Source organism: Nostoc spongiaeforme FACHB-130 (genome assembly GCF_014698475.1).
In the GTDB taxonomy this organism is placed as follows: Bacteria; Cyanobacteriota; Cyanobacteriia; order Cyanobacteriales; family Nostocaceae; genus Nostoc_B; species Nostoc_B spongiaeforme.
In genome coordinates this window covers 1-21820 of the sequence record NZ_JACJTB010000019.1, presented here as the reverse complement: position 1 = coordinate 21820, position 21820 = coordinate 1, and the positions used below count along the sequence as shown (strand labels likewise).

General features: G+C 40.7%; 20 protein-coding genes. 13 read left to right on the top strand and 7 right to left on the bottom strand.

Annotation, left to right across the window (positions count from 1 at the left end; genetic code table 11):
• Positions 1-386 precede the first annotated feature (386 nt).
• Positions 387-1103 (bottom strand): biliverdin-producing heme oxygenase, encoded by a 717-nt coding sequence (locus H6G74_RS15345; protein ID WP_190968499.1) that lies wholly within the window; start codon positions 1101-1103, stop codon positions 387-389.
• Between the two features lie 631 nt (positions 1104-1734).
• Here H6G74_RS15345 and acsF point away from each other — a divergent pair.
• The 3 genes from acsF (at position 1735) to H6G74_RS15330 (ending at position 5204) form a co-directional block, all read left to right on the top strand.
• Complete coding sequence (acsF, locus tag H6G74_RS15340) at positions 1735-2811, top strand: magnesium-protoporphyrin IX monomethyl ester (oxidative) cyclase (RefSeq protein ID WP_190968498.1); 1077 nt, start codon at positions 1735-1737, stop codon at positions 2809-2811.
• Positions 2812-3105: 294 nt separating this feature from the next.
• The gene (locus H6G74_RS15335; protein ID WP_190968497.1) at positions 3106-4692 is read left to right on the top strand and encodes a general stress protein; all 1587 of its coding nucleotides are present in this window, start codon (positions 3106-3108) and stop codon (positions 4690-4692) included.
• A 50-nt stretch (positions 4693-4742) separates the two neighbouring features.
• The gene (locus H6G74_RS15330) at positions 4743-5204 is read left to right on the top strand and encodes a BON domain-containing protein (RefSeq protein WP_190968496.1); all 462 of its coding nucleotides are present in this window, start codon (positions 4743-4745) and stop codon (positions 5202-5204) included.
• Between the two features lie 357 nt (positions 5205-5561).
• On the opposite strand, the gene H6G74_RS31545 is transcribed toward H6G74_RS15330, so the two are convergent.
• The 3 genes from H6G74_RS31545 to H6G74_RS15320 form a co-directional block, all read right to left on the bottom strand.
• Complete coding sequence (locus H6G74_RS31545) at positions 5562-5696, bottom strand: hypothetical protein (RefSeq protein ID WP_277927159.1); 135 nt, start codon at positions 5694-5696, stop codon at positions 5562-5564.
• Positions 5697-5773: 77 nt separating this feature from the next.
• Positions 5774-6475 (bottom strand): actin-binding WH2 domain-containing protein, encoded by a 702-nt coding sequence (locus H6G74_RS15325; protein WP_190968495.1) that lies wholly within the window; start codon positions 6473-6475, stop codon positions 5774-5776.
• A 25-nt stretch (positions 6476-6500) separates the two neighbouring features.
• Positions 6501-8054: an FAD-dependent oxidoreductase gene (locus tag H6G74_RS15320; protein WP_190968494.1), complete on the bottom strand. Its 1554-nt coding sequence runs from the start codon at positions 8052-8054 to the stop codon at positions 6501-6503.
• Positions 8055-8175: 121 nt separating this feature from the next.
• On the opposite strand from H6G74_RS15320, the gene H6G74_RS15315 reads away from it, so the two are divergent.
• The 7 genes from H6G74_RS15315 (at position 8176) to H6G74_RS15290 (ending at position 16117) form a co-directional block, all read left to right on the top strand.
• Positions 8176-8664: a hypothetical protein gene (locus H6G74_RS15315; RefSeq protein ID WP_242051241.1), complete on the top strand. Its 489-nt coding sequence runs from the start codon at positions 8176-8178 to the stop codon at positions 8662-8664.
• Between the two features lie 46 nt (positions 8665-8710).
• Positions 8711-8920, top strand: coding sequence for a hypothetical protein (locus H6G74_RS30950; RefSeq protein WP_206756989.1), 210 nt, complete (start codon positions 8711-8713; stop codon positions 8918-8920).
• 67 nt (positions 8921-8987) lie between these two features.
• Positions 8988-9317, top strand: coding sequence for a DUF6464 family protein (locus H6G74_RS15310; RefSeq protein WP_190968492.1), 330 nt, complete (start codon positions 8988-8990; stop codon positions 9315-9317).
• A 190-nt stretch (positions 9318-9507) separates the two neighbouring features.
• Positions 9508-12705: a GAF domain-containing sensor histidine kinase gene (locus H6G74_RS15305; protein WP_190968491.1), complete on the top strand. Its 3198-nt coding sequence runs from the start codon at positions 9508-9510 to the stop codon at positions 12703-12705.
• A gap of 250 nt (positions 12706-12955) precedes the next feature.
• Positions 12956-14071 (top strand): AAA family ATPase, encoded by a 1116-nt coding sequence (locus H6G74_RS15300; RefSeq protein ID WP_190968490.1) that lies wholly within the window; start codon positions 12956-12958, stop codon positions 14069-14071.
• A gap of 2 nt (positions 14072-14073) precedes the next feature.
• Positions 14074-14721, top strand: a complete 648-nt coding sequence (locus H6G74_RS15295) for a DUF3226 domain-containing protein (RefSeq protein ID WP_190968489.1) — start codon at positions 14074-14076, stop codon at positions 14719-14721.
• Between the two features lie 199 nt (positions 14722-14920).
• A complete protein-coding gene (locus H6G74_RS15290; protein WP_190968488.1) occupies positions 14921-16117 on the top strand; it encodes a site-2 protease family protein in 1197 nt (398 codons plus the stop codon).
• A 91-nt stretch (positions 16118-16208) separates the two neighbouring features.
• On the opposite strand, the gene H6G74_RS15285 is transcribed toward H6G74_RS15290, so the two are convergent.
• Together H6G74_RS15285 and H6G74_RS15280 are read right to left on the bottom strand one after the other, a co-directional pair.
• Positions 16209-16475, bottom strand: coding sequence for a hypothetical protein (locus H6G74_RS15285; RefSeq protein ID WP_190871215.1), 267 nt, complete (start codon positions 16473-16475; stop codon positions 16209-16211).
• A 416-nt stretch (positions 16476-16891) separates the two neighbouring features.
• A complete protein-coding gene (locus tag H6G74_RS15280) occupies positions 16892-17443 on the bottom strand; it encodes a DUF4870 domain-containing protein (protein WP_190871214.1) in 552 nt (183 codons plus the stop codon).
• Positions 17444-17624: 181 nt separating this feature from the next.
• Here H6G74_RS15280 and H6G74_RS15275 point away from each other — a divergent pair, with 181 nt between their 5' ends.
• The 3 genes from H6G74_RS15275 to H6G74_RS15265 all read left to right on the top strand — a co-directional run bounded on the left by H6G74_RS15275 (position 17625) and on the right by H6G74_RS15265 (position 20294).
• Positions 17625-18548 carry a YihY/virulence factor BrkB family protein gene (locus H6G74_RS15275; protein ID WP_190968487.1) on the top strand — a complete coding sequence of 308 codons (924 nt, stop codon included), beginning with the start codon at positions 17625-17627 and terminating at the stop codon, positions 18546-18548.
• A gap of 294 nt (positions 18549-18842) precedes the next feature.
• Positions 18843-19349 (top strand): DUF4112 domain-containing protein, encoded by a 507-nt coding sequence (locus tag H6G74_RS15270; RefSeq protein WP_190968486.1) that lies wholly within the window; start codon positions 18843-18845, stop codon positions 19347-19349.
• A gap of 9 nt (positions 19350-19358) precedes the next feature.
• The gene (locus tag H6G74_RS15265; RefSeq protein ID WP_190968485.1) at positions 19359-20294 is read left to right on the top strand and encodes an alpha/beta fold hydrolase; all 936 of its coding nucleotides are present in this window, start codon (positions 19359-19361) and stop codon (positions 20292-20294) included.
• 116 nt (positions 20295-20410) lie between these two features.
• Here H6G74_RS15265 and sbcD read toward each other — a convergent pair whose 3' ends face one another.
• Complete coding sequence (gene sbcD, locus H6G74_RS15260) at positions 20411-21664, bottom strand: exonuclease subunit SbcD (RefSeq protein ID WP_190968484.1); 1254 nt, start codon at positions 21662-21664, stop codon at positions 20411-20413.
• Between the last annotated feature and the right edge of the window lie 156 nt (positions 21665-21820).

Below are 21820 nucleotides of genomic sequence, written 5' to 3'. Positions count from 1 at the left end.
TGAGTGCTTGTTTGTATTGCCAGAGGCAGAAGGCAGGGGGCAGAAGGCAGAAGGTAGAAGGTAAAATATTACTTCTGCTTTTACATTCTCAAAATTTCCTGACCTATCTGACTAAAGCTATATGGTTAATAGAAGCGGCAATTTGTTACTTTCACCAATATCAACATCCAACAAATTGCCCATAGATTTTGTATGCGCTAGTGCAAAGCAGGAGAAATAATCAGGCACTCACAAACAATTAAAGTAAGGAGAAGAATGCTGAGTAATATATTTATTTACTCCTGCCTCCTGCCTCCTGCCTTTTCCTACTAGCTGCTGTCTAGTTTAGATATCAGTTGTAGTACATGATGTGTTGACTCCAACCAAACAGCAAAATTTTGCGAAAATTAATGAGTGGCAGTTGCTTCTGTACTACCAGGATTATTGGCACGGGTCAAGTTATTAAATAATACTTGACCGATCGCTTTAACTAAACTTCCTTCTAGTTCCTCAGCCATTTGCATATTTAAACTAAAGGCATAATTGGCTTCAGCAACAATCCTCTCGGCGGTCGCATCATCTACTTGTACAGCATTTAAAGCTTCGCGGTATTTGTCTTTAAAGGCTTTTTTGTCGGGAATTTGGTCAAAGTTGTAAAAAGAAGTACCCTCATAGCCAGACAGCTTGAGGGTAGATTGAGCAATTTTTTGTAACATCTGACCACCAGAAAGGTCGCCCATGTAGCGCGTGTAGGCGTGACCAATTAACAATGCAGGTTCAGATGCAGATAATTGTTGAATCCGGGCGATGTATTTTTTGCCATTGTTAGAAGGTGCGATTAAATTGCGCCAGTTGCTGCCATAGTAAAATACCATGTCTGTTTCTAAAGCTGCCCGGCGATTTAATTCAGGAAAGTACAATCCACCAATTATCGGATTGTTTTGCTGATTGGCTAATGCTGCTTCGAGTTCACTGTAAACAAAATACAAGTTACCCAAAAACTTTGCAAAGCAGTCTTTATCAACTACACCTTTGAGAAAACATTTCATAAATCCCACATTTTCTGCGGCGGTGTGGGCTTTTTGCGTACCAGTACGCAGTTTGAGGGCTAGGTTACTACTCATTTTGGATTCCTTTATCACCGACTTACGTTAAATTGAGGGGCTGTCCTGGATTTCTCACAAGAGAGAAATCCAGGGGTGTGGGAGGTGTGGGAAGTGTGGGAGGATGGTGAAGAAATCTTTCCCCCCACACTCCCCTCTCTCCCCACACCCCGCTACCCATACGTGAGAAATTCGGGCTGGGGGCTAGAGGTGACAGCTTAGAGGCTGGTTTTAATTACTCAGCACTCAAAACTCAGCACTTTTAAAAGAATTTACGTCAGAGATTAAGGATTGTTATTCTAGATGTAGAGGGGAAAAGTATCGGCCTCACTTCAAGCAGCAACTACCATTGCCGATACTGTTCTGAGAGATTTTTGCTCTCCCAAAATCATTTAACTATCAATACTTGTATAACTATACAGCTATTAATATTTCTTTATATTCCCCAATATTTAGACAAATTTAGCGATGTTGCATTGCTACTTCACTCCAAAGCGAGGAAATTAGCCGCTAAACCACAGCTACAACCCTGAGAAACCTGAGCATTAAGGTTATCTCGTGATATTTGCTTTTCCATAATTCAACTGATGCGGATATACAACATTTTATGCTTATATAACTATTAAAAGATAAAATAATGTAAAGGAGTCTCATGGTCGATTCAGTTGCAACCCCAGAGCCGCAATTGCTAAAGCCTGGTATTAAAGCGCCTGTTGCAGAAACTTTATTAACACCCAGGTTTTACACTACAGACTTTGATGCAGTGGCGAAATTGGATATATCGGCTAATGAGGCTGAAATCAAGGCTGTGATTGATGAATTGCGGGCTGATTACAACCGCCATCACTTTGTGCGTGATGATGAGTTTAAGCAATCATGGGATCACATTACAGGAGAAAAACGCCGTGCTTTTATTGACTTTTTAGAACGCTCTTGTACTTCGGAGTTTTCTGGGTTTCTTTTATTTAAAGAATTATCACGTCGCCTGAAAAAAAATAACCCGTTGCTATCTCAAGCATTTGAATACTTGGCGCGGGATGAGGCTCGTCATGCAGGGTTTTTGAATAAATCAATGGCAGATTTGAACCTGTCATTAGATTTAAACTTTTTAACTAAAAACCGCACATATACCTTTTTCCCGCCAGAGTGGATTATTTACACAGTTTACCTATCGGAGAAAATTGGTTATTGGCGATATATTTTAGTGCATCAGCACATGCAAGAGCATCCAGAATATCAGTTTTATCCGTTGTTCCGTAAGTTTGAGAGTTGGTGTCAAGACGAAAATCGCCACGGAGATTTCTTTAAAGCGTTGTTGCGATCGCAAACTAAACTCTGGAAAAGTTGGACAGCAAAATTGTGGGTGCGGTTCTTTTTGCTGACTGTGTTTGCTACCCATACAATGACTGTATTTGAACGTGCATCATTTTACGAAGTGATTGGGATTCATCCTCGTAAATACAACAACAGAGTTATTCAAGAGACAAATAACACTTCTGCACGCGCATTTCCCCTCATCTTGAATACAAATCACCCGCTATTTTTCTGGCGCTTAGAACAGTGTTCGGAAAATAACTTGAAACTGGCTGCAATTAAAAACAGTAATCAGCCAGGTATAGTGAAATTCTTCCAACAAATTCCGCCAATTGTTGCTATTTTTTGGCACATGTTACAGCTATACCTAATTAAACCAATTGAGACTGAATCTACACGCGGTACAGTTATGTAATTGGTTTTGTTGAGCTATTGCTTTTATCAAAACAGAATTCAGGAGTCAGAATAAATATCCCCGAACTATTTAATAAGTCGGGGATATTTATTTGGAAAAAATATGTTATTAATGCCATTTTTTATTTTAAAAAGAAGTTTTCTAGATTAATTATCTACTTACGTATATCTGTTGGTAGAGAATAACTTTACGCCGCGAGATTGAGGGAAATTATAGCGAAAAAGGATAGTAATAGGATTATTGAACTCAATAAATTTGTGATCACAAGATTTTAATTAATTAGGAGAAGTGAGAATGGTTGTTGGTGTACGGAGACGATCTATAGGTGTATTTTCTAATCGCAGGGATGCTGAAGAAGCATTACATGAATTGAGAAATTCTGGCTTTCCGATGGATAGAGTCTCTGTGATTGCGAGAGATGCTGATGGTAAAGATGAGATTGCTGGTACGCAAGTCAGCGATCGCGTGGGTGATAAATCTGACGAAGGTGCTGCGGTGGGTGCAGCTACAGGTGGTGCTTTAGGCGGTTTAACAGGCTTATTAGTTGGTCTCGGAACTTTAGCCATCCCTGGAATTGGGCCAATTATGTTGGCTGGTGCAACTGCAACAGCGATCGCTACTACTATTGCTGGGGCTGGTATTGGTGCAGTGGCTGGTAGTTTAATTGGCGCTTTGATTGGTTTGGGAATCCCTGAAGAACGTGCCAAAGTTTATAACGAACGTGTCCAACGGGGTGGTTATTTGGTCATCGTCGATGGTACAGACGATGAAATTGCCAGAGCCGAAGCCATTTTACATCGTCGGGGAATTGAAGAGTATGGTATTTACAACCATCCCCATACTCATGAAGTTCATCCCACAACTGGTTATGCCAAACATGCTTTAGGTTACTTCAGTCTGCGTCAAGATGCAGAAGCCGCAATTAATGATTTACGAGTGGCTGGCTTTCCTCTGAGCCAAATTTCCTTGATTCATCAGCAGTCAATTGATCAAACAGCTTTAAGAGGGGTGAATTATAGCGAGCGCCTGGATGCTGTGCGCTATGGATTACCAGATGACCGCACCCGCTTTTATAACGAGCGCATCAATCACGGCGATTACATCGTTGCAGTCAGTGGTACAGATGACGAAATCCATCGGGCGGCGGCGATTCTCAACCGCCATAGAATTCAACAGTGGCAGATTTTTGACCCCCACAGTCACGCCACTACACCCCTACATCAGAACCGCCGCGCCATAGGTGTATTTTCCCACCGCCGTGACGCAGAAGCCGCACTACATGAACTTAGAGATGCTGGCTTCCCCATGAATCGCGTTTCACTGATTGCTAAAGACACAAATGGTCATGGTGTGGCTGGTGTCGGTAACAAAGCTGATGAAGGTGCTAAAGCTGGAGCCGCAACAGGTGGTGCATTGGGTGGTTTAGGTGGCTTATTAGTTGGTCTGGGTGCATTAGCCATCCCTGGAATTGGGCCTGTCATTGCTGGTGGTGCATTAGCAACCGCTTTAGCCACAACTGTAGCTGGTGGGGCGATTGGTGCAGCTGCTGGTGGTTTAGTGGGCGCATTAGTGGGATTAGGGATTCCTGAAGACCGTGCAAGAGCTTATAGCGATCGCTTCCAACGCGGCGATTACTTAGTCATGGTTGATGGTACAGAAGCAGAAATTCAACACGCCCAAACTATTCTGCAACGTCGTGGTATTGAAGACTTTGACATTTTTGATGCGACTGATGTTGATACCGAATCCCATCGCGGTTTGGATTGGACAAGACATCAAGAAACCCCAGTGATGGAAACTGGTCGCGCCAATTATCCCATGACAGGCGATCGTACAGATCCCACCGTCACCATCGTTGATCGCCGGGACGACACACTCTAACTAAAACAAAAACCCTTCATTGCTAATCTATCAATCATTAAGTTAAACCAATGAAAAAACTAGCTCCCTTTTTTATTAGTGGCTTACTTCTTCTTGGTGCTGCTGCTTGTCAAAATCCTTCTCGCACCAGTGAATCAGCACCAGATACAGTAAATCAAAATCCTGCTTCCCCGGCTGCACAAACAACTCAAGAAGCAAAAGAAGATGCTCAAAGTGAACTGCGCCGCCGACAACTAAATGAAGATATCCGGGCGCGAGAACAACGCAACAATGCTACTGGTGGTGATACCCAAAGAGCTACAGGCGACCTAGCCAGTGAAGTCCGTTCTAAATTAGAAGCTAACATTCCTGGTGGTCAGCTAACAGTTGCTGCCGATAAAAATGGTACAGTCACCGTCAATGGTACTGTAAATAATCAAGATCAGTTGAATAAGATTCAGCCCCTCGCACAAGAAATCAAAGGTGTAAAGAGCGTAGTTAACAAAGCCGTTGTTGCTCCTCCTAACCAATAATTGAGTTATGGCAAAATACTGAGCGAAGAGGCAACATTTAAGTTAAAAGTCCAGTAATTTTGGATTTTAGATTTGCAATTTTGGATTGACCCCGACCACAAGGGATAAACAATTTTTGATTTTAGATTTGCGATTTTAGATTAAATCCAAAATCCAAAATTCTGCGGGGTGGGGCTTGTACCCTAAAGAATCCAAAATCCAAAATCCAAAATCTAAAATTCGGAGGGTCAACAATTTTCTGACTGTTGAATTTTGATTTCCCCGTAGGGGTGTAGGTATTCAAAACCCTTACACCCCTATGCTTTCATCGTTCAGTTGACGCTCACGACGAAGCCCTTACACCCTTTCCCGAATTTCTCACGTATGGGTAGCGGGTGTGGTGAGTTTGGGGGGGAGAGAGGGGAGTGTGGGGAGTGTGGGAAGAGAGGGGGGAAAGATTTCTTCACCATCCTCCCACACCTCCCACACCTCCCACACCCCTGGATTTCTCACAAGAGAGAAATCCAGGCCTTTCTCTCAAACAATCTTTGTTGGACTTTTCCTAAATACAAATATTTACGTTGCTCTATTTAATTGAATCCTAAAAGATAGCCGATAGCTTTCATTACACCTAAATAAAAATTACCTTCTCTTTCGCGGAACAGTTGAAAGGGGTGCATAGGGGAACCAAAGAAAGGTCTAAGAGTCCAACCTAATTGGCTACCCACAAAAGCATAAAGAAACAGCCAAGATTGTAAGATTCGCTTGCGAGTTTTACTACCATCATCCTCTTGTTCAATAACTATATTGGCTGCTTGGTATAAAGCGGAAATCCCAATAAATCCAGTGATGGCAAAGATTAATACGTTTAATACCAGGATAAATTGATAGTTATTGGTGGTGATTAAGAAAAACAGCGTGATTGGTGCAAAACTAAATAACAAAACACTTGTAACTGCAACTGCTGTCAGTACTAAAATAAAATGCTGCCCAAAAGTCCGCTTGGAACCAAAAATAATATTAGAGAAAAATAGTGTGGGCAGACAAATTAGCAAAGTAATTAAATACAGTGCTGGTAGTTTCACCGCCGAAGAAATAGCCTGCATCCAGCTATGAGAAGAACCAATAATTCCCCCGTAGATGGCAATGAAAATAGAACTACAAACTAGCAAAGAAATTATCTTACTAGGGATTCTAATTCCTTGACGAACTTCTTCTAAAAAACCTTGGCGATCACGCAGTAAACCAATTAACACCGCAAAATATTTAATACCGCCAGCTTTCCGTTCCATTAGATTATCCTCACACACATACTATTTAACTTTCATCACAGTAATCAGCACCAGAGCCATACTTCCAAGCATCCATCAAGCGATGCCAGTAATATTGTTGTTGAGTTGGTAGGCTCTTAATCCATGTTTCTAACACTGGACTAAGAGTAAACAAGGCAGTGTAAATACCTAAATTTCCATAATGCACCAACCAATCAAGTAAGTTTATTAACCCAACTTGGGGAATTATTTTGGCAATTAATTTTGGATGAGATAACCCCGTTTTCATCAGTGTTTTTGTCAATGCCGAAAACTGCACCACATCTTGCAAAAATGGCTTGAGGACTGGATTACCGAGCTTTTGCATTTCCTCAAATACTGCCGCCAGCAATTGATTAATTTGCTCTGGGGGAATATTTTGATTTACACCCACACTCATAGCTTTTTGAAATAACCAAGTTACACTCAAATTTGGTTGATATGGTTGCAGTAGTGACAATGCTTGTGCAGATAATTGATTTGTTTGTAATGCTGCTTCAATCCCAAAAGTTAAACGTTTGAGGTGACGCACCATTGCACCAAAACCACCAAAACTTAACGGCGATTGACTCCCACTGCTATCTCCGGCTGGTAAAATTCGATTCCAGGGGGTTTTGAGTGGACTATCGCGGTAAGTCGGGAAAAAACCAAATAACGCCCGTTGAAATTTTAAATCTGACAATTCTACGCCTTGATATGTGGGCAGTAGGCGCAGATATTCTTCAAATAAAGTTTCTAAACTCAAGCGTTGTGGATGGGCATCCATGTAGGTAAATAAGTAGGTGGTTCTGCCGTCTTTAGCGGGAAAAGCCTCCCAGAAGTATTGGCACTGATTCTGCAAGGATGTAAAGGATAACAACAAATCGCCTGATGGATTTTCCGGAAAACCTTGAGCGCAACTTCCCACAACTAAACATAAAGCATCAGGTTTTTTGCCTTGGCGTGCTTGTTTGGTGATGGGTGAAAGATGTCCCATTGCATCGATGAGTAATTTAGCAGCAAATTGTTGATTAACAATCACGCCATTGGGATGAACGACAACTTCAGTAAAGGGTGTATTTTCTAATAATTTTCCACCAGCCGCCAGAAATTTATTTTTTAATGTTGCGAGTAAATAAACAGGATCTACGCCGATATTGAGGACGTTTTCTACCCAAACTTCTAAACCACCATAAAAACTTACCCTAGCTGGGTTATATTGAGTGGCGATCGCACTTGCTAATTCTGCTTTTGTTAACAAGTTTAATTGCAAAAATACTTCTAATTCTTGGCGCGAAATATTCCATTCTTGTTCTCTGCCTTTTAATATTCCACGCTCCATTAACGCTACACGCAATCCTCTAACGGCTAAAGCACAACCAATTAAAATGCCTAGAGTCCCTCCGCAAATAATGACATCCCACTCCAGATGATCTAAATCTTGCTGACTTTCCTTGACTACTGTTGGTATGGGTGCAGTATCTTCTCGAATGGTTGTCAGGATGTCATCAGTACGACGCAACCCACGCAACACATCACCCGGAAGTTGAGAGAGAATTTTTTCGGTTAGTGGACTAGACATACAGCGTTTCTCGGTTGAGTACACTCATGATCGTATCTTTGCAGGATTTACTTAATTAGTACATTTGTATTAAAATGCTGCTACAATGCCTAACAAGCTCAGTAGCATTAGCAGAGGAACTATGAAAAAAATCGCACACAGTTACAAAAGTTCCATCTTACCTCCCGCATCACAGTCTGCGATCGCACCCCTACAACCGCCAGAAGAAAAAATCATCAGTGGTTGGGAGCGTTTAGTAGCGCAAGCCCAAACTATCAATCAAATGGCCGCAGAGTTAGAAACTGAGATTTTAGAATTAAAAGCGATCGCTTCTGCAATCAACAGCCAAAGAAATTTTTGGTCAGGAAATGGTAAATCTCGTAAAAACATTTTTAAATACTTTACAGTCAGTATTCCTTGGGTAAAACAAAAGTCAGATGATTCTTTAATTCTGACAACAAGAAAAGTTGATTTATTCCGTGCTGAAAGAGAAGCCGCATCACTAGCACAAAAACTGAGACAGCACAATAAAAACCGCAGATTAGCCGCACAAAGACACCAAAAAAACCAACAAAAAGCGGATATTGAACCAAAAACTTTTTCCTTGGGGGCGCTAATCAACAAATCTTAAAGTTATAAAAAATTAACCGTGGTTCACCCAATCGGTTGTAGCGGTTATGCTGATTGAAGTGGCACTGGTAGTTTTTGCCAGATGCCACGCCCTAGTTGCATTCTGGCAACCACTAGACCTGGATTTCTCACAAGAGAGAAATCCAGGGGTGTGGGAGGTGTGGGAAGGGTGGGAAGGGTGGGAGGATAGTGAAGAAATCTTTCCCCCTCCTCTCCCCACACTCCCCTCTCTCCCCACACCCGTTACCCATACGTGAGAAATTCGGGTAGAATGTCATATCTGGGACGATCAATCAATCAGCGCATAAAAGGGGTAAAAAGAAGGTGTTAAATATAAAGACACTTTTGATAATTGTCGTTGGTTTTTTACCGTCCCTGTTTTCTTTGTGGTTAATTAGGAAAACCCATTTAAGAACAAGGGCGCAGCTCAGACAAGCAGCCATGAATTTTGCCGGGACAAGGGATAGACACAACATCCAACGGATGGAGGGCGATCGCTACTATTTAGAAGGGGTAGGCTATTTAATTGGTGACATTAGTTGCAAATTTAACGCCCGTTCTGGTTATATTCGTTGTGCTGTTAACCCCTGTGGTCCCTGTCAAGGTTGTCGTTACTACGAGCAGAAAGAATTAACTAGTAGCGAATCAATTTAAAGATTGAAAATTTAAACTTGAATCATAATTTTGATGTGTTTTAGCCGATTCAACACTTTGATGGGAAACGTAAAAGTCTTGTGAAGATGAGAAAATTTGCCTCAAGACATAGTTGGTTCTTGTTGCTATCTGTGAGTCAAAAAGTAAAACCGGGAACACTGTAACTAAGTGTTTAAGTTTTCAACAGTTTATGTCAATAAATGATTATGATGCGACATCATCTTTACAAGAATGTCAAAAACAATTACAACTTGATGTCCAATATCAAAAAATACTAGCAAGGATTTTGGCTAAAATTCGGGGATCAGTACCGTTAGAATCTTTGTGTTCAACTACTTGTCAAGACCTTTGCCGACAGTTAAAGATTGAGCGTATAGCAATTTACCAGTTCAATCCTGACTGGAGTGGTAGTTTTATTAATCGTTTGGGCTTTGCTGAACCACCTTGGAATACACTGACAGCCTTTGGTCAAGACTTGGTGTGGCAAGATTCTCATTTACAAGAAACCCAGGGCGGAAGATATCGCAAAAATGAACCGTTTGCTGTGTCTGACATTTACGATGCAGGTCATGCACGTTGCCATATTGAAGTGTTAGAACAGTTTCAGATTCGGGCGTATGCGATCGCACCTATTTTTGTGGGTGCTAAACTGTGGGGTTTGCTGGCAGCTTATCAACACTCCGCTTCTCGGCAATGGGAACATCACGAAGTCGAATTCTTAGCACAAGCCGCCAGCCATCTGGGCGTAGCGATGCAGCAAGCCGAAATGATTGAGCAAACCAAACAACGCACCGCCGAACTGCAAGATGCGATCGCCAGACAACGTGCTTTAACAGAAGTAGTCGGGAATATTCGCTCATCAGTCAATACCGAAATTATCCTCAACACTGCTTGTCAAGAACTCTGCAAACTTCTCAAGCTAGAGAGGGCGGCAGTTTATCGCTTTAATGAAGACTGGAGTGGTGAATTTGTCAGCCAATTTGGGATGGTGGAAGCACAGTGGGATAGACTCAGCCCATTTGGGAAAAATTTGGTGTGGGAAGATACCTACATGCAAGAAACCAAAGGGGGGCGCTACCGCAACAACGAAAGTTTTGTTGTCAATGATATTTACCAAGTTGGTCACTCACGTTGCCATATTGACATTCTTGAGCAATTTAAAATTCGTGCTTATGCCTTAGCACCAATCTTTACTGGGACGAAACTGTGGGGACTGATTGCAGCTTATCAACATTCTGGGCCACGCCAATGGGTAAATTATGAAGTTGAGTTTTTGGGACAAGTAGGAGCGCAATTAGGTGTTGCAATTCAACAAGCCGAGAATTTGAATCAATCGAAACAACAAGCAACCGCCTTACAAGAAGCGATCGCTCGTCAACGCGCACTCACAGAAGTCGTCGGTAAAATTCGCTCATCTCTGGATATTGATTTGATTTTGAAAACAACTTGCCAAGAAGTATGTAAGCTGTTGCGAGTCGAGAGAGTTGGGGTTTATCGCTTTAATCAAGATTGGAGTGGCGAATTTGTGAGTCATTTTGGGATGGTTGAGGCACAATGGGATAGCATCAACCCCTTTGGCAAAAATCTCGTTTGGCAAGATACTTATCTGCAAGAAACCAAAGGCGGACGTTATCGCAACAACGAACATTTTGCTGTCAACGATATCTACCAAGCTGGACACACTCGCTGTCACCTGGATATTTTAGAGCAATTTAAAATTCGTGCCTACGCATTGACTCCCATTTTTGTCGGCAGAAATTTGTGGGGCTTACTGGCAGCTTATCAGCATTCTGCACCACGCCACTGGGATACTGTAGAAGTAGAATTTTTGGGACAGGTAGCCAGCCAACTAGGAGTAGCACTGCAAAGTTCTCAAATGATGACTCAAGTGCAGACTCGCGCCAATGAACTGCACAAATCAGCAGAACAGCGCCGAATTTTATTTGATTTGGTGGTTAAAATTCGAGAATCATTAGATTTAGAGACTATCCTCAAGACTACAGTACAAGAAATCAGGCGATCGCTCACAGCAGATCGAGTCGGGATATTTCGCTTTGATCCGAATGTGGGTTTTTGTAGTGGCGAATTTATCGCTGAAGACGTACTACCTAAATTCGATTCTGCTTTGTCTGTGAAGGTGCAAGACTATTGCTTTGGTGACAATTTCGCACCGCAATATCGTCAAGGACAAGTACAAGTAATCTCTGATGTCAACAGCATTGGTTCCAAAGTCCCCCATCTAGATGTCATTGAACGCTTCCAAGTCAAAGCCCAAATTGTTGTCCCCCTCATGGAAGGTGATGAACTCTGGGGTTTGTTGTGCATTCACCAATGCACCCATGCACGTCATTGGGAAGAAGAAGAACTCGAATTTGTTACCCAAGTAGCCGCTCAAATCAGCGTTGCTTTGCGTCAAGCCAACTTATTCCAACAATCTAGTTTACTCGGTCAAACCCGTGAAGAAGCAAATCAACTGGCCCAAGCATTGAACGAGTTACGTACTGCCCAAATGCAAATTATTCACGCCGAAAAAATGGCGAGTTTGGGACAATTAGTAGCGGGAGTTGCCCATGAAATTAACAACCCAATTAATTTTATTTACGGCAACTTGCAACACGCGCACCAATATACTCAAGATTTACTCCGTTGCGTAAAACTTTATCGCCAACATCATCCCGATGCTGCCCCTGAAATTCGAGAATTTTTTAATAACACAGAAATCGAATTTCTATTTGACGATTTACCAAAATTATTTCAGTCGATGCAAGTAGGAAGTGAACGCATTTGTGAAATTGTCGCCTCATTACGCAATTTTTCTCGCTTAGATGAAGCTGATTTTAAAGTAGCAAATATTCACGAAGGTATTGACAGTACATTGATGATTTTGCAACACCGCTTAAAGCCTTCAGGTGATAGCCCTACTATTCATGTCATCAAAGACTATGATTCTTTACCTTTAATCGAATGCTATCCTGGTCAATTAAACCAAGTATTTATGAATTTGCTCTCTAATGCTATTGATGCTTTAGAAGAGCGAAATGCCCAATCTACTCTTGAATCACTAGCAGCAAAACCTAGTGAAATTCGGATTTCTACTTCTCTCATGAATAAAGACTGGGTTTCGATTCGGATTGCTGACAATGGATTTGGTGTAGAAGAAAATATCTTGGCGCGATTGTTTGACCCATTTTTTACAACTAAAATTGTTGGTAAAGGTACAGGGCTAGGGCTTTCTATCAGTTATCAAATTGTTACAGATAAACATAAAGGTAAGATATATTGCCACTCGGAACTCGGCAAAGGTTCAGAGTTTGTAGTTGAACTACCAATTCGTCAGGTAACAAGTAGTAAATCGTTAGCTAAAATCAATCCTTCAGAGCCACAATAGTTAATGTTCAGGTGCGTTATGGAAAATCTTCCTAACGCACCACAAATCTTTGGCGATGCGGTACAGGTAAAATGTGAAGTATATGCTGTGCAAGGTACACAACAGCTATCACATACGGTGAGGGATACACAGAGATAAGCGATCGCATAATGAAATTCAGCAATTGTTCCTTTTGCTAGATTGAGGGGTGTTAAGACTGTTTATACTAATACCAGTCATTAACTAAGGCTTGCCGTCGGCTAACAAAATTATGTTGAAGACGATAAAAATAGAAAATTTTCGTGGTTTCCAATCTTTTACACTTCAGCAGCTTGGTAGAGTAAACCTGCTTGTTGGTAAAAATAATAGTGGTAAAACATCAATATTAGAAGCCATTCAACTTTTATGCTCACAGCATAATCTTGAACCACTACGTCAGACAATGATTAGACGGGGTGAATATTATTTTGATGATGAAGGTGAGCAAAATCAAGATTTGGATATCCGTCACCTTTTTTATGGTCACAGAATTGAACAGGGTAGTAAATTTTCCATCATAGGTATTAATGGCAATATTCAACACGAGTTTGTTGCATCAATAAAAGTACGTAAAATTTCTTTACCAGAGCGATTTGGTTTATCGCCTAATCTGATATACGATGAATTGCCAGAAGCCTTAAAAGAACTATATTTTAGGATTAAGTGGTCTTTTGGAAAAGAAGACTGGGGTTGGGGGCTACCGCTATCAGCTAATACTGGACTTCATGTAGATCATACTGGACAATTGCGTAGAGATAACCAAAATCCAGCCCCAAAAATACAATTTGTCACATCATCTTCCCTGGGAACAGAAAAGATGATTGAACTATTTGATCAGATAGTACTAACACCTGAAGAAACAATTGTAGAACAAGCACTACGTAGCATAGATTCTAAAATGAAACGGATTGCTCCAGTGAGTTCTCAAAAATTAAGATATTCCTTAGATTCACGGGGTGGTTTTTTCGTACTCCTTGATAGCGGTGAACGTGTACCAATTGGTAGTATGGGTGATGGTATTTGGCGGATATTAGGACTTGCACTAGCTACAGTATGTGCTAAAGATGGATACTTATTTGTTGATGAGATTGATACTGGACTCCATTTTACAGCCATGTCTGATATGTGGAAAATGATTTGGAAAATAGCTACAAGATTAAATGTGCAAGTTTTTGCAACTACTCATAACAGCGATTGTTGGACTAGTTTAGCTAGTATTGCAGAACAAGAAGATACAACTGAAGAGGGTATTAGAATCCACAGAATTGAGCGAGATAAAAACACAAGTGTAGTTTTCACAGAACCTCAAATCGTCATTGCGGCTGAAAGAGACATTGAGGTTCGTTAGTCATGGTTAAAAAATATAATCCTAAGAAATTATTAGTTGAAGGGAAAGATGACTTACGAGTTATACCAGAACTAATCGAAAATAACGGAATATTTTGGGGAAAAAGAGGGGAAGAAATCGTCTTAATTAGAGATTGTGAAGGTTATCCCAATATAGATTCAAATCTGATTTCTACAGAATTACAAGCATCAGGACTCACTCATTTAGGCATAATTATAGACGCAGATGAAAATTTATCTGCTCGTTGGCAAAGTATCAGAAATGCTTGTTTGCCTAGTATATCTGATATTCCTGAACAACTCCCAGAGACTGGACTGATACACACCACAGAAGATGGCATTAAATTTGGTATTTGGATTATGCCAGATAATCAAATAAGTGGTATGTTAGAAACGTTTTTAGCTTATTTGATTAGAGATGAAGATAAATCGATTTGGCAATATGCTCAGGAAGTAGTACAAGAAGCAAAAAATCAAGGAGCGCCATTTCAAGATTCTTATATTGATAAAGCCAAAATTTACACTTGGTTGGCATGGCAAGAAGAACCAGGTAGACAACTACATCAAGCTATTAAGTATAAAGTCCTAAATCCTCAACATCCAAACGCCCAAATATTTTTCACATGGTTTAAAAATCTCTACAATTTATAATCGTGTATTTTGTGCTTTCTCAGGAGCGATCGCCTATATGTTTGTAAAATATTAATGGTGAGCGATCGCTGTTTTAATGTAATTTTTAATACGTAGATTATTTAGTGTAAATAAAACCATGTTCTCACCAAGAGGAGTTGAGAAATTTCCTGTGGGTGACTAAAGTGAACTGGGATGATTGTAGATTTAGGACAATGTAATGCAAACAAATTGGAAAATTGGGACTTTATTTGGTATCCCGTTGTTTTTAGACCCTTTGTGGTTTGTGATTTTAGGACTAGCAACCCTCAATTTTGGTGTGGCTTACCAAGAATGGGGGTCTGTCATCGCCTGGAGTGCGGGGATAGTCATGGCATTGCTGCTATTTGCTTCGGTATTGTTACACGAATTAGGTCACAGTTTGGCAGCGCGATCGCAAGGTATTAAAGTTAATTCCATCACCCTGTTTTTGTTTGGTGGGATTGCCGCAATTGAAGAAGAATCAAAAACTCCCGGTAAGGCCTTTCAAGTAGCCATAGCCGGGCCTTTGGTCAGTGTGGGGTTGTTTTTCTTATTGCGGCTGGTAGCAATTTTCATCCCTGAGACTAGTCCTCTGAGTATGATGGTGGGGGATTTGGCGAGAATTAACTTGGTTGTCGCCTTATTTAACTTGATTCCAGGCTTACCGTTGGATGGTGGTCAGGTATTAAAAGCAGCACTATGGAAAGTTACAGGCGATCGCTTTCAAGCAGTACACTGGGCTGCAAGATCAGGACAAATTTTGGGTTATGCAGCGATCGCCTTCGGATTTGCGGTAGATTTCTTTACAAGAGAATTAGCACTCGGTTTGTGGATTGCAATGATTGGTTGGTTTGGGATTCGTAACGCCAACACCTACGACCGCGTGACTACCTTACAAGAAACTTTGTTGAAAATGGTAGCTAGTAGTGCGATGACGCGGGATTTTCGCGTAGTTGATGCTGACCAGAGTTTACGCGCCTTTGCTGACGCATATTTATTAGAAAGTGCTGCACCACAAGTTTATTTTGCTGCGTCGGATGGCCGTTATCGCGGTCTGGTGGCGATTGATGATTTGCGCTTAGTCGAAAGAAGTGAATGGGAAACCCGCACTCTGCAAACTATTGTTCATCCTCTCACAGAAATACCAACAGTCACCGAATCAACTGCGATCGCAGAAGTAATTAACAAACTAGAAAATGAACAGTTATCACGTATTACTGTACTATCTCCGGCTGGTGCGGTAGCTGGCGTAATTGACCGGGGTGATATTGTGAGTGCAGTTGCACAAAAGTTAAGTATTCCATTCACTGATGTAGAAATTAAGCGGATTAAAGAAGAAGGTAGTTATCCGCCGGGGTTGCAGTTGGGAGTAATTGCTAAGTCTACTGTTAATTAAATTTTTAACCGCCGATTAACGCGGATGAATGCAGATAGTTAAGGAAGATTATTTGTGTTTGTTCGTGAGTATTGGCGGTTATTATTTGATATCAGAATTTACTAGATTGATATGACCTGACTTTTTGCTTTGCCGCTTTCTGTCTGATACGTTTAGTTTCGGCTTTATTTGGTACGTGAGGTCTTTCACTTAATACCTGTTTTAACTCTGCATAGGTAATCTTAATTCCAGAACCTGGTGGGAAGTCACCATTGTTATAGATAACATAACCACAATAAAGAAAATACTGAGAATAATCATTCTTAATTGTAAGAATTTGCTTTGTATGTAATGTTCTTAACCAATCTATTCCGTTCATAAACATCTCAAAAAAATCAAATTACTATAGGACTTACGCAATAACTCTCTAAAACTCTTATAACTTCGTGTTCTTTGCGTCCTTTGCGGTTCGTTTTTTCATAATTTTGCGTAAGTAGTAGGATGTGTTAGCGACAGCATAACGCATCTACCGCAAAGTTTTCGGTGCGTTACGGCTTACGCCTAAGAGGATGTTTGGAAAGTCTAAATTATTACTCACTGGGCGATTGGAAATCGCGGCTACACAGACAAAACCCACCTACGTGGGTTTGAAAACCTTGATTTTGTGTTAGTCCACGTAGGTGGACTTTGCTTGTATAGTAGCGAATTCTATTCGCCCAATACTTTTCAAACAAACTCTAACTTGTCTCCCTTGTCTCTGTGGTTCACATATCAAATAGGAATGCTATACTATTCTCATTTTACTATGTCATTATAACGAATAAAACCTCCATTCAATGCCTTAAACGAGCAGAATACAGCTTTTAATGATTGTAATATTACTAAGATTGGAAACACATAAACATCTAATATCATTATTACCAGTAAACCTCCTGCTGTTAGTGAATTTAATATCATCAATATCAATATACAAATAACATGCAAAATAATCATAATATATGCCAACTCTAGTTGAAATTTTAGAGCTTCTTTACCATGCTGATATATGAAAAAATCAGTATTTTTCTTAATTTTCCATAAAAATAATGTGACTACCACACTAATAAAAGGAAGGCAACAAACGCAAGTTAATTGAATTAACATCACAACAAAAAGCATATACCGAACTTCAGCATTACAAATTGCGTGTGGTCTTACAAGACAGATAGAGACTCCTGGCGGAAGTGGCGCAAGCTGAAGTAAAGCATTATGCAATGTGTATTGGAAAAACAAAAAAGGTATCCAAATAAATGCGTTAAGATGGCAAATTGCAGCCCATATACGAACAGTTAATGGTAAATGTGACATTGTTGAAAGGTCATACTACTAATTTTGAGTATTCCCTCAATTGCCTTGTTGAAGTACATCCTCATACCCATACACCCTGCTGTCAAACCTTACTTTTTGGTTTTTTGCGTAAGTCCTAATTTACCGATGGCACTAGATAAGTTATTGTGGCATTGTGCTTGTGAAGACTTAATACCTAGTTATGCCAAAGCCGCGTTTTGTCCGTTTTTTTCGCCATCTGAATTGGCGCATTCTCAAAAAAACCTTTGCTCGGACAATCGAACGACGACTACTAGGACTTGCTGCTGAAATTGCCTTTAATGCCATGTTATCGTTGTTTCCGGCTATTTTGGCTGTACTGACAGCGATTGGTTTGTTGGCAGAATCGTTACAAGATACTTTTAGACAGATGGCGGCTTTATTGAGTCAAGTTGCGCCAGAAGAAGCGATGATTTTGATTCGTGACTTTGCCAGCCGGGAAATTGCCCACTCTAAAAATAGTAGTTTGTTTTCTCTCAGCTTTGCGATCGCGCTTTGGACTGCTTCTGGTGCTATCAGTACAGCCATGACAGCATTTGATCAAATCCATCAAACTCCGCCACAAAAAAGCCGTCCTTTCTGGCAATCTAAACTGATTTCATTGGGCTTAACAATTGGTACAATAGTACTGTTGATGTTGGCTTCGTTTTTAGTTTTTGTCAGTGACCTACTATTAAAAATAGCCGTCTATGAGCATAGTTCTTTATTATTCTTGCAGCACCTTTGGCAGTTATTACGCTGGCCTGTGAGTTTAAGTATTGTTGCTACCGCCTTTAGTTTTGTGTATCGCTATGGCCCTAGTGTCTGGAATTTTGGTACACCAATTATGCCAGGGGCAAGTTTAGCAGCAATTTTTTGGGCAATACTATCGTCACTATTCCGGCTTTATGTCACTAATTTTGGTAATTACAATAAAGTTTATGGCGCAGTCGGGACTGTGATTGTTTTAATGTTGTGGCTGTGGATGAGCGCAGCTGTGTTACTCATTGGAAATCAACTAAACGTGATTGTCGGCGAAGATATGCGCTATCAAAAGATAGGGAGTCAGGAAGCAAAGGCGCAGGAAAGCAAGGGAGCAGAAAAATAATCTATACACGTATCTTTCACTTAGCCCCGACGAATGGAATTCGCGGCTATAAAAACAAAGTCCGCCTGCGCGGACTATCGTAAAAACAAGGGTTTTGACCCCGCAGAGGAAGTCAATGAGCTTGTTGAAGTGCGGGTTTTGTCTGTGTAGCGGCGACTTCAGTCGCTAGGTGCAAGATGCAAATATAACTGCATACTCAGCACTCTAAATTAAGTATTAGGACAAACCCTTGTCAAATTACCAAGCAGCAGTACAATGTTGAACGGTTCCCACTTCAAAGAAGCGATCGCTTGAATGCCTGATTCTTCCCCACGGTTTTCTCATATTGATCCTGACGCTAAAGCACCTTCCTTGAGGCGACTGCGCCAGTTGAGTCGCGTAATGGACAAAGCCATCACTATTCCTGGTACAGATGTGAGTGTCGGTTTAGATCCATTATTAGGGCTGTTACCTGTTGGTGGTGATGTTGTGGGATTGATATTTTCCAGTTACATCATTTTAGAAGCTGCCAGATTAGGTGCGTCTAAAGCAACTTTGGGCAGAATGATTTTGAATATCATAATTGATAGTTTGGTAGGCAGTTTACCTGTAGCCGGAGACTTATTTGATTTTGCTTGGAAGTCGAATGAATATAATCTCAAGCTGTTAGAAGAACACTTAAAAATTCCTGGCAGTACAAAAAAAGCTGATACTGGGTTTGTGCTAGTTGTTTTAGTTGGCTTATTATTGCTAGGCATTGTTTTAATCACAATCCCAATATTATTAATTAGCATTTTGTGGCGACTATTAACTGGTGGTTAGTGTAAAAGCATGAAAGATTGGTGGCAAGAAACTTTTCCTCAAGGTAGACAAAACCTCATTATTACTGATGCTCAAGGCTATCCTGTGCAGATTGCCTATGGAGAAAAAGGTACAGGTAAACCTTTAATTTTAATGCACGGTATGGGCAGTTGGAGCTATAACTGGCGTTATAGTGTTGAACCATTATCAAAATATTTTCGGGTAATTTGTTTTGATGCCAAAGGCTTTGGATTTTCCGAAAAACCTTGTCTACGTCGAGAACATGACGGTCATCAAGTAATTGAATTAGAGCGGATTATTCAAGAATTATGTGATGAGCCTGCGGTTGTGGTTGCCGAGTCTTTGGGTGGTTTAGTTGCTTTAGCGTTAGCACAGGAAAAACCAGAATTAATCGCGCGGTTAATAGTAGTTAATGTGCCAATTTTTGCTGACCGCTTACCGCATTGGGCAATGTCGATTTTAGCTCACACACCCATCGAAGTTTTGCAAGCAATAGACTCTTTGCGGTTAGCTTATTTTGCTGCTCCACTCGTCAGAGAAGTTATGGCAATTGAACGCCGGAGAGTTCTATTTGACCCATCAATTTTGTCACAGGAAGATGTGTATTGGATTACTTATCCTTTTACAGAAATTCCCGGTACATTGGTAAAAGTTGCCGAAGATTTACAACTAGCGGCGCGAGAAATTGAAAACTTGCAAAGCAATAAATCTAACATGCTCACAAGAATTCAAAGCAAGTTATCCAATATTGAGTGTCCCACACTAATTTTATGGGGTGATAAAGACAGTTGGTTTCCGGCTAGTCATGGTGAAAAGCTTCATCAATGTATTGCTAATTCTAAATTTCACATCTTGACTGATTGTTATCATGATGCTTCTACAGGTTCAGCTAAAGTGATTAATACAGAAATTTTGAAATTTTTACAGGAAACAAATTTTATTTAGTGATAGCGTTTCCTAGTCTAATGAGGTACAAATTTATCTGTTTCTATCTGCGGTTAATTATTCTTGCTTTTCCCTCACTAGAATGGAAACAGCTATCTATCTTGCACCAGGCTTGATTAATCAGATGTAGCAGTTTCTAACCAAATTTCCACATCATCAGATAGTAATTTTTCTGCCGCTTCTAGCATACTTGCGGCGATTTCCTTGAGGTCTTCACGATTATTTAAGTAAGTTTTCAAGGCTTCCATCGGGTCGATGCTGTTACTCGCACTCAATTCGGGAACACGGGGACGAGCTAATTGACTGAGTAATTCTGGTTGAATGGTGTAGGTGTGGGCTGATTTTAAGGCTGTGTGTAAGGCAGCATTTTCAATAACATCTAACTGTTCGGAACGGAGTTTGTAAATTAATCGCACTACTGCATCTTGAATATCATATTTGGCGATCGCTTTCAAAATCGCCCCCTGGGGATCTTCGGCTTTAGATATATCTACTTCAATGGTGCGGAAACTGCGAACAGGTAAGGGACAAAATTCCCAACTGGTATTTCCCCGTTCCAGTTCAATCATTACATAACCTTTGTCTTCTTTTTCTTCACTAAAATCTACCCGTTCAATACTCCCCGGATAAATCACTGGCGGGTTGTTATGTTTATTTAAATTTTGGTGTTTGTGGACGTGTCCCAAAGCTACATAATCAAAACAAGGTCGCGTCAGCAAAGATAAAGGCAAAGTAAAACCTTTACCCACCGCTAACAAACGTTCTGCGCCTAAAGTTGCATTATCCGCCATTAAGTGCGCTAATAATATAGTCGGCGCGTCTGGGTCAAGGCAACGAATTTCCCCTTCAATCACAACTTGTAACCTTTGGGTTAATAACTCGTTGACTTCTGATAACGATAAACCTTCCGTTTCTTGGCGCGTCATTAATGTTGAACGAGTCAACCAAGGAAGAGTAATGACTTGCACTTTACCGTTACGAGTTTGGATGTGATGAGTTGTTAATGTGTCACCCACCACAAACCCCGGTACACCCAAAGTTCGATAAATATTTAAGCTTGCGCCTCCTAAACCTTGGGAATGTTGGTCATGATTTCCTACCAACAATACTGTCGGGATATTAGCATCTACCAGCCGACGAAATTGACTCGCAAAAGCTTCTTGTACATACGGCGGCGGTGTCGCATCAGGAAAGGCATCACCACCAAAGATTACCAAATCTACAGGATCTGTCAATGCGCGATCGATGCACAGGGATAAAGTCTGTACAAAATCCTCTAACCGCGTGTTTAACCCAGTCGCCGGGTTAATTCGACCGTGGGAAAAACCGCTTCCCATGTGGATATCTGAAAGGTGGAGGATTTTAATCATAAAAATTTCAATAATTCCGTGTTTCCATATTAATGATAAATAAGTAGCGACTGTCTTAAAAGTCAAGCGATCGGGAGCAAAAAATGAAGCAGAGGAAGTAAAGAAAAAAGAAACAAGAGAAAAAAACATACATTCCAAAGTGAGCCAGTCATGCTG